Origin of the sequence: Micromonospora sp. NPDC049799, assembly GCF_040656655.1 — a bacterium.
In the GTDB taxonomy this organism is placed as follows: domain Bacteria; phylum Actinomycetota; class Actinomycetes; order Mycobacteriales; family Micromonosporaceae; genus Micromonospora.
In genome coordinates this window covers 1-6,254 of the sequence record NZ_JBFAMU010000288.1, presented here as the reverse complement: position 1 = coordinate 6,254, position 6,254 = coordinate 1, and the positions used below count along the sequence as shown (strand labels likewise).

Below are 6,254 nucleotides of genomic sequence, written 5' to 3'. Positions count from 1 at the left end.
CGTGACCGCCGGGGGCGGTCAGGTGCGGGCGGCGGCCTTGCGGGCGCGGTAGGCGGTCACGGCGGCGCGGTTGCCGCAGGTGGCGTCGCAGAAGCGGCGGGAGCGGTTCTTCGACAGGTCGACCAGGACGTTGTCGCAGTCGGGGTGGTCGCAGATCCGCAGCCGTCCCAGCTCCTCGCTGCGGACCAGGTCGGCCAGCGCCATCGCGGCCTCGACGGCGATCCGGGTGGCTAGCGGGGCGTCGCGTGGCACGGCGTGGAAGTGGTACGGCTCGTCGTCGTGCGTGATGAGCTGCGGCAGGGCCTGGTTCTCACGGAGCAGCCCGTTGACGATGGCGACGATCTCGTCGGTGTCGGCGTGCCAGACGCGGCGCAGGCGGGGGCGCAGTTGGCGGACCGCCGCGAGCTCGGCCTGGGTGTGCTCGTGTCGTCCGGTGTAGGTGTGCGCCACGAAGAACTCGTCCAGGGCGGCGACGTCGGGCAGCCCCTCGGCGTCCCGGCCGTCGGTGTTGACGAGCGCGGCGGCGCTGATCAGCGCACACTCGGTGTCATGGGCAAAAAGCAACTTGACTCCTGTCATCGCCCGGCCGTAGCGTCATCGGCGTAACTCTAGTTTGCCCATGACGTCCGGCCACGCCAAGGAGAGACCGATGCGCCAACCCTCCGTCGGCGGTGCCGGCCTCGCCCTGGCCGTGCTGTCCGCGCTCACCTTCGGGACGTCCGGCACGTTCGCCCGCTCGCTCATCGACGCCGGTTGGTCGGCCGAGGCCCTGGTGATCGCCCGGGTGGGTCTCGCCGCCCTGGTGGTGGCGGTGCCGGCGGTCCTTGCCCTGCGCGGCCGGTGGGGGGTCCTGCGCGACAACCTCACGACGGTCGGCGTCTTCGGGCTGCTCGGCGTCGCGCTGGCGCAGGTGTGCTTCTTCAACGCGGTGCGATACCTGCCGGTCGGTCTCGCGCTGCTGCTGGAGTACCTGGGGATCATCGTCGTGGTCGGCTGGATGTGGCTGGTCCACGGCCAGCGCCCGCAGCGCCTGACGCTGGCCGGCTCGGCGGCGGCCCTGGCCGGTCTGGTGCTCGTGCTCGACCTCGCCGGCGCCGAACGCCTCGACCCGATCGGCGTCCTGTGGGGGCTCGGCGCGGCGGTCGGGCTGGCCGGGTACTACGTCCTCGCCGGGCGGGTCGACTCCCGCCTTCCCTCGGTGGTGCTGGCCGCCGGAGGCATGGGCGTCGGCGCGGTCCTCCTGCTGGTGCTCGGCGTGGTGGGACTGCTGCCGCTGCGGGCCACCTTCGGCGCGGTGGAGTTCGCCGGGCAGCAGACCGACTGGTGGGTGCCGGTCGCGGGTCTGGTGCTCGTGGCGGCGGTCGTCGCGTACCTGGCCGGGATCGCCGGTGCCCGCATCCTCGGCGCCCGGCTGGCGTCGTTCGTCGGTCTCACAGAGCTGATGTTCGCCGTCCTCATCGCCTGGCTCGTGCTCGACGAGGTGCTGACCGTGCAGCAGCTCGGCGGCGGTGCGCTCATCGTCGCCGGGGTGGCGCTGGTCCGGCTCGACGAGCTGCGTGAGCCCGCCCCGGGACCCGTGCCGGCGCCGGAACCGGCGCTGACCGGCGACCGGTGACCGGGGGAGCGGTCGGGGTGCTGACCACGGTCGTCTTCGACGCCGACGAGACGCTGCTCGACCTGCGCCCGGCGGTGACCGGCGGGCTGCTGGCCGTACTCGATCAGATGCGGCGGCTGACCCCGGCGGCGGCCGGGGTGTCCCTCGCGGACCTGGAGTCGGACTGGCACACCGTCTTCGGCGCACGGACGTCCGCGCCAGTCGTGGAGATCCGGCGGGCCGCGCTGGCCCGGTCCCTGGCCCGCGCCGGGCTCGACGAGCACCTCGACGACCTCGCGGCGCTCTTCTTCGCGCGGCGGTTCGCGCTGACCCGGCCCTACCCGGACGTGCCGCCGGCCCTCGCCGCGCTGCGGCGGCGGTGGACGCTGGGCTACGCCACCAACGGCAACAGCCGCGCCGAACGCTGCGGGCTCGCCGACGAGTTCGCCTTCGAGGTCTACGCACACGACGGTGGCCTGCCGAAGAAACCCGACGCGGCGTTCTACGCGGCGGTGGTCGAGGCGGCCGGAGCGCCGGCCAGGCAGATCGCGTACGTCGGCGACTCACTCGTCCACGACGTGCTCGGGCCGCAGCGCGCCGGGCTGCGCGGCGTCTGGCTGAACCGTCACGGCCTGCCCCGCCCGCCGGACGTGCGGCCGGACGCCGAGGTGAGCACCCTGGCCGACCTGCCCGATGCGCTGCTCGAACTGCAGGAGCATGCCGAATTTACGGATGCAACCGGATAGGTGTCTAGCGGAAACCATTCCGGCCTGTTCTGATGACAGCCACGTCCCTCAAGGAGAGGATCCGATGTGGTGAGCAAGCGCTTCACCGCCGGTGCCGTCGCCACCGCGACTGCTCTGGCACTCACGGTAACCGGCCTGACCATGCCGGCCGGCGCCGCGCCGTCCAGCAGCCAGACCTTCACGGTGGTAGCCGAGAAGGGGATCTCGGCTGAGGCCGCCATCGCGGCCATCCGAGCGGCCGGCGGTACCGTCGTGTCCCGCAACGACAGCGTGGGTACGTTCCAGGTGCGCAGCGACCGGGCGGACTTCGCCAGCCGCGCGGCCGCCGCTGACGCCCTGCTCGGCGCGGCTCAGCAGAGGGCCATCGGCCAGGCGCCGAAGATCGACCGCGTCGAGCAGGAGAACCTGCTGGCCGCCGCGAGGACCAAGGGCGCGGGCAGCGCCGCGCCGACGGCGGCGACCGGCATGGACCCGCTGGACGAGAAGCTGTGGGGCCTGCGGATGATCGGCGCCGACCGGGCGCGGCAGACCGAGCCGGGCGACCGAGGTGTGACCGTCGGCGTCCTCGACACCGGCGTCGATGCCAGCAACCCCGACCTCGCCGCCAACTTCAGCTGGTCGCTGTCGCGCAACTTCGCCCCGGACATGACCGACATCGACGGCCCGTGCGAGGTCGCGGGCTGCCTCGACCCGGTCGGCACCGATGACGGCGGCCACGGCACGCACGTCGCCGGCACCATCGGCGCGGCCGCGAACGGTTTCGGCCTCTCCGGTGTCGCTCCGAACGTGACCCTGGTCGAGCTGAAGGGCGGCCAGGACTCCGGCTACTTCTTCCTGAACCCGGTCGTCAACGCCCTGACGCACGCCGCCGACGCCGGCCTCGACGTGGTCAACATGTCGTTCTACGTCGACCCGTGGCTCTACAACTGCACCGCCAACCCGGCCGACTCGCCGGAGGCGCAGGCCGAACAGCGCGTCATCATCGAGGCGATGACCCGCGCGCTGAACTACGCCCACGACAAGGGCGTGACGCTCGTCGGTGCCCTCGGCAACAACCACGAGGACCTCGGCAAGCCGCGGACCGACTACTCCAGCCCGGACTACGGCGCCGACCCGTACGCCCGGCCGATCGACAACTCCAGCTGCTGGGACCTGCCGGCGGAGGGCCCGCACGTGATCGGTGTGTCGGCGCTCGGCCCGTCGGGCAAGAAGTCCGACTTCTCCAACTACGGCCTCGAGCAGATCTCGGTGGCGGCACCCGGTGGCTGGTTCCGTGACGGCTACGGCACCTCGTCGTACCGGACCGACGCGAACATGATCCTCTCCGCGTACCCGCTCAAGGTGCTGCAGGAGGAGGGCTCGGTCGACGCCCGTGGCAATGTGGTCCCCAGCGCCAGGGACTTCGTCTTCAAGGACTGCACCAAGGGCGGATCCTGCGGGTACTACACCTACCTGCAGGGCACCTCGATGGCCTCGCCGCACGCCGCCGGCGTCGCTTCGCTGATCGTCAGCGCCTTCGGCAAGACCGACCCGGTCAAGGGCGGTCTGCGCCTGGCCCCCGACCAGGTCGAGAAGCACCTCTACGCGACCGCGACCGAGCGGGCCTGCCCCGAGCCGCGCCTGCAGTCGTACGCCAACGAGGGCCGCTCGGCGGAGTTCGACGCCCTCTGCGAGGGCGACAGCACGTTCAACGGCTTCTACGGGCACGGCATCATCGACGCGTACGCCGCGGTGACCACCCCCATGTGACAGCCCGGCACCACCTCGCGGGGCCCGGACGACCTCCCGTCGTCCGGGCCCCGCCCTTTCCCGTCGCGCCTGTCCGCCGCCCCTGTCCCCGGCGCCCCTGTCCCCGGCGCCCCGGCGCACCGACCGTGCATGATCCACTCGCCTTCATTGATGTCGGGGTCTCCGGCGGCCGTCAACACCGCGAGATCAATGAAGGTGAGTCGATCACGTGGCGCGGTCAGCGGTTCCGCCAGCCGCGGGAGGCCAGAGCCGCCCGCACCTCGCGGAGCACGCCGGGGAAGTCACGGTGCAGGCGGCGGCTCGTCACGTGCAGCACCAGCCAACCGGCGGCGACGAGCGCGTTCAGCCGCGCCCGGTCGACGTGCAACCGGTCGGCCTCGGCGTGCCACTGCCCGTCGTACTCGACGGCGACCCGGTGCTCCGGCCAGGCCAGGTCGGGATGCACCACCAGCCCCGACGGCAGGCGCACCGGATGCTGGGTGACCGGCCGGGGCAGCCCGGCCAGCACCAGCCGTAACCGCAGGTGCGACTCCGGCGGGGACTGCGCACCGGCGTCGGCCAAACTGAACAGCCACGCCGCGCGCCGCCCGCCGGGCCGCCCCGCGTACTGCTCGGCCGTCGCCGCCAACGCGGAAAAGGTGGTGAGGCCCTGGGCGAGCAGCGCGTCGATGACGCCGATCGCCCGGACGGGATCCACCCAGACCGCCGTCTCCCACGCCGCCTGTTCCGGGCCCGTCCGCGCCACGACCGGAACCTGTTGCCACGGGTACGGGATGCCGGGGGCCGAGAGCCGGCCGGACACCGGGCCGCGGCCCGGGGAGTGGTCCCGCTCCGGCGCTGGTGCCCGCTGTGCCGGTCCGACCGACGTCCCGTCCAACCGCCGGCTCGGCGGACCGACCGCACCGGCCCTCGGCCGCCCCGATGCCCCGGCGACCGGTGGCCCGCCGCTCGGCCGTCCTGGTGGTCGGGCGCTCGGGCGTCCCGGTGGTCCGCCACCCGGCCGTCCCGGTGGTCCGGTGATCGCCGGGGCCGATGGGCGGGTCGGCCGTGACGCGGCTGTGGGGGCGGGCGTGCCCCTGACGTGCAGGCGGATCCCCTTCTGTGCACCGAGCCGGCCAGGGCCGGGCACCAGCACGTGGACCTCGTCGGTGAAGCTCGCGGCGTGCTCGACGCCGTGCAGGTAGGCCGCCGACGGGCCGGCGATCCACACGCCGTTCGGCAGGCGCAGCGCGGCGGCCCGGCAGGCGAGTGCGTGGTCTCGTTCGAGGCGCGCGTCGGCGTACACGTCGTGGCGCAGCCGTATCCACGCGGAGCTGCGCAACTGGTGCTCGGTGAGCAGGTCATGGCCTACCGCGTCCGAGCCGCGGAAGACCTGCCAGGCCAGTGCGGCCGGCCGGTGTGGTCGAGGTGGCATGTCCACAGCCTGCGCCGCCGACACGGTCGCCCGACACCCCTGTGGACAACCGTCCCGGTCCCTCCGGACGCCCCCTGTGGACAACCAACCCGGACCGCCGGCACGTGGTATGTAGAAGATCGACTCGACGTCATTGAGGTCGGGGTGTCGCGGCGCACCGGATACCCCGATTTCAATGAAGGCGAGTTGATCATCGCCGGAGCCGGAGCCGGAGCCGGAGCCGGAGCCGGAGCCGGAGCCGGGGGTGGGGCCGGGCGTCGAGACGGGCGCGGCGCGGGCCAGGGGCGCGGGGCGGGCCGGGCGAAGCGGTCCGGGCGGGCGGGTCAGCGGAGGGCGGTGGCGATGGCCTCGGCGGCGGCGGTGACCTGCGCCCCGACCGTGGTGACGTCCAGCGGTGCCAGCGCCACCACGCCGACGCTGGCCTCCAGGCCGGGCACGCCGAGGACGGGAGCGGCCACCCCGTACGCCCCGGGTTGCAACTCCCCGGCGGTGCTCACCGGGCCGACGGCGCCGGACCGGCCGGCGAGGATGGCCTGACCGGCGGCGCCGCGTTCGAGCGGGTGCCGGGCGCCCGTCCGGTAGGCCACGTGGAACGACGTCCAGCTTGGCTCGACCACGGCCAGGGCCACACCCTCGCCGCCCTCGACGACGGTGAGGTGGGCGGTGGCCCCGGCCTGCTCGGCGAGGCGGCGCAGCGCGGGCAGCGCGCCCTCGGCGAGCAGCGGTTGGGCCCGCCGGGCCAGGTGCAGGA

5 protein-coding genes and 1 pseudogene are annotated in these 6,254 nt (G+C 73.7%); 3 read left to right on the top strand and 3 right to left on the bottom strand.

Features of this window, described 5'->3' with window-relative positions; genetic code table 11:
* Positions 1-18 precede the first annotated feature (18 nt).
* Entirely contained in the window at positions 19-564 is a 546-nt protein-coding gene (locus AB0I76_RS20055; RefSeq protein WP_357037443.1) for a CGNR zinc finger domain-containing protein, read from the bottom strand.
* A gap of 85 nt (positions 565-649) precedes the next feature.
* Here AB0I76_RS20055 and AB0I76_RS20050 point away from each other — a divergent pair, with 85 nt between their 5' ends.
* From AB0I76_RS20050 to AB0I76_RS20040, 3 genes and pseudogenes are all read left to right on the top strand, one after another.
* The gene (locus AB0I76_RS20050) at positions 650-1,615 is read left to right on the top strand and encodes a DMT family transporter (protein ID WP_357037441.1); all 966 of its coding nucleotides are present in this window, start codon (positions 650-652) and stop codon (positions 1,613-1,615) included.
* 17 nt (positions 1,616-1,632) lie between these two features.
* Positions 1,633-2,413: pseudogene (locus tag AB0I76_RS20045) on the top strand (HAD family hydrolase).
* Positions 2,410-4,089 carry a S8 family serine peptidase gene (locus AB0I76_RS20040; RefSeq protein WP_357037438.1) on the top strand — a complete coding sequence of 560 codons (1,680 nt, stop codon included), beginning with the start codon at positions 2,410-2,412 and terminating at the stop codon, positions 4,087-4,089. The pseudogene AB0I76_RS20045 and the gene AB0I76_RS20040 overlap by 4 nt, the downstream one beginning before the upstream one ends.
* Positions 4,090-4,306: 217 nt before the next feature.
* On the opposite strand, the gene AB0I76_RS20035 is transcribed toward AB0I76_RS20040, so the two are convergent.
* Positions 4,307-5,503, bottom strand: coding sequence for a DUF559 domain-containing protein (locus AB0I76_RS20035; protein WP_357037435.1), 1,197 nt, complete (start codon positions 5,501-5,503; stop codon positions 4,307-4,309).
* 323 nt (positions 5,504-5,826) lie between these two features.
* The coding region (locus AB0I76_RS20030) for an IclR family transcriptional regulator (protein ID WP_357037432.1) at positions 5,827-6,254 on the bottom strand (428 nt) is incomplete at its 5' end.

What these genes read in the sequence shown, in the direction of transcription:
- AB0I76_RS20035 (WP_357037435.1), bottom strand. Translation starts at nt 5,503, where the DNA reads ATGCCACCTCGACCACACCGGCCGGCCGCACTGGCCTGGCAGGTCTTC.
- AB0I76_RS20050 (WP_357037441.1), top strand. Translation starts at nt 650, where the DNA reads ATGCGCCAACCCTCCGTCGGCGGTGCCGGCCTCGCCCTGGCCGTGCTG.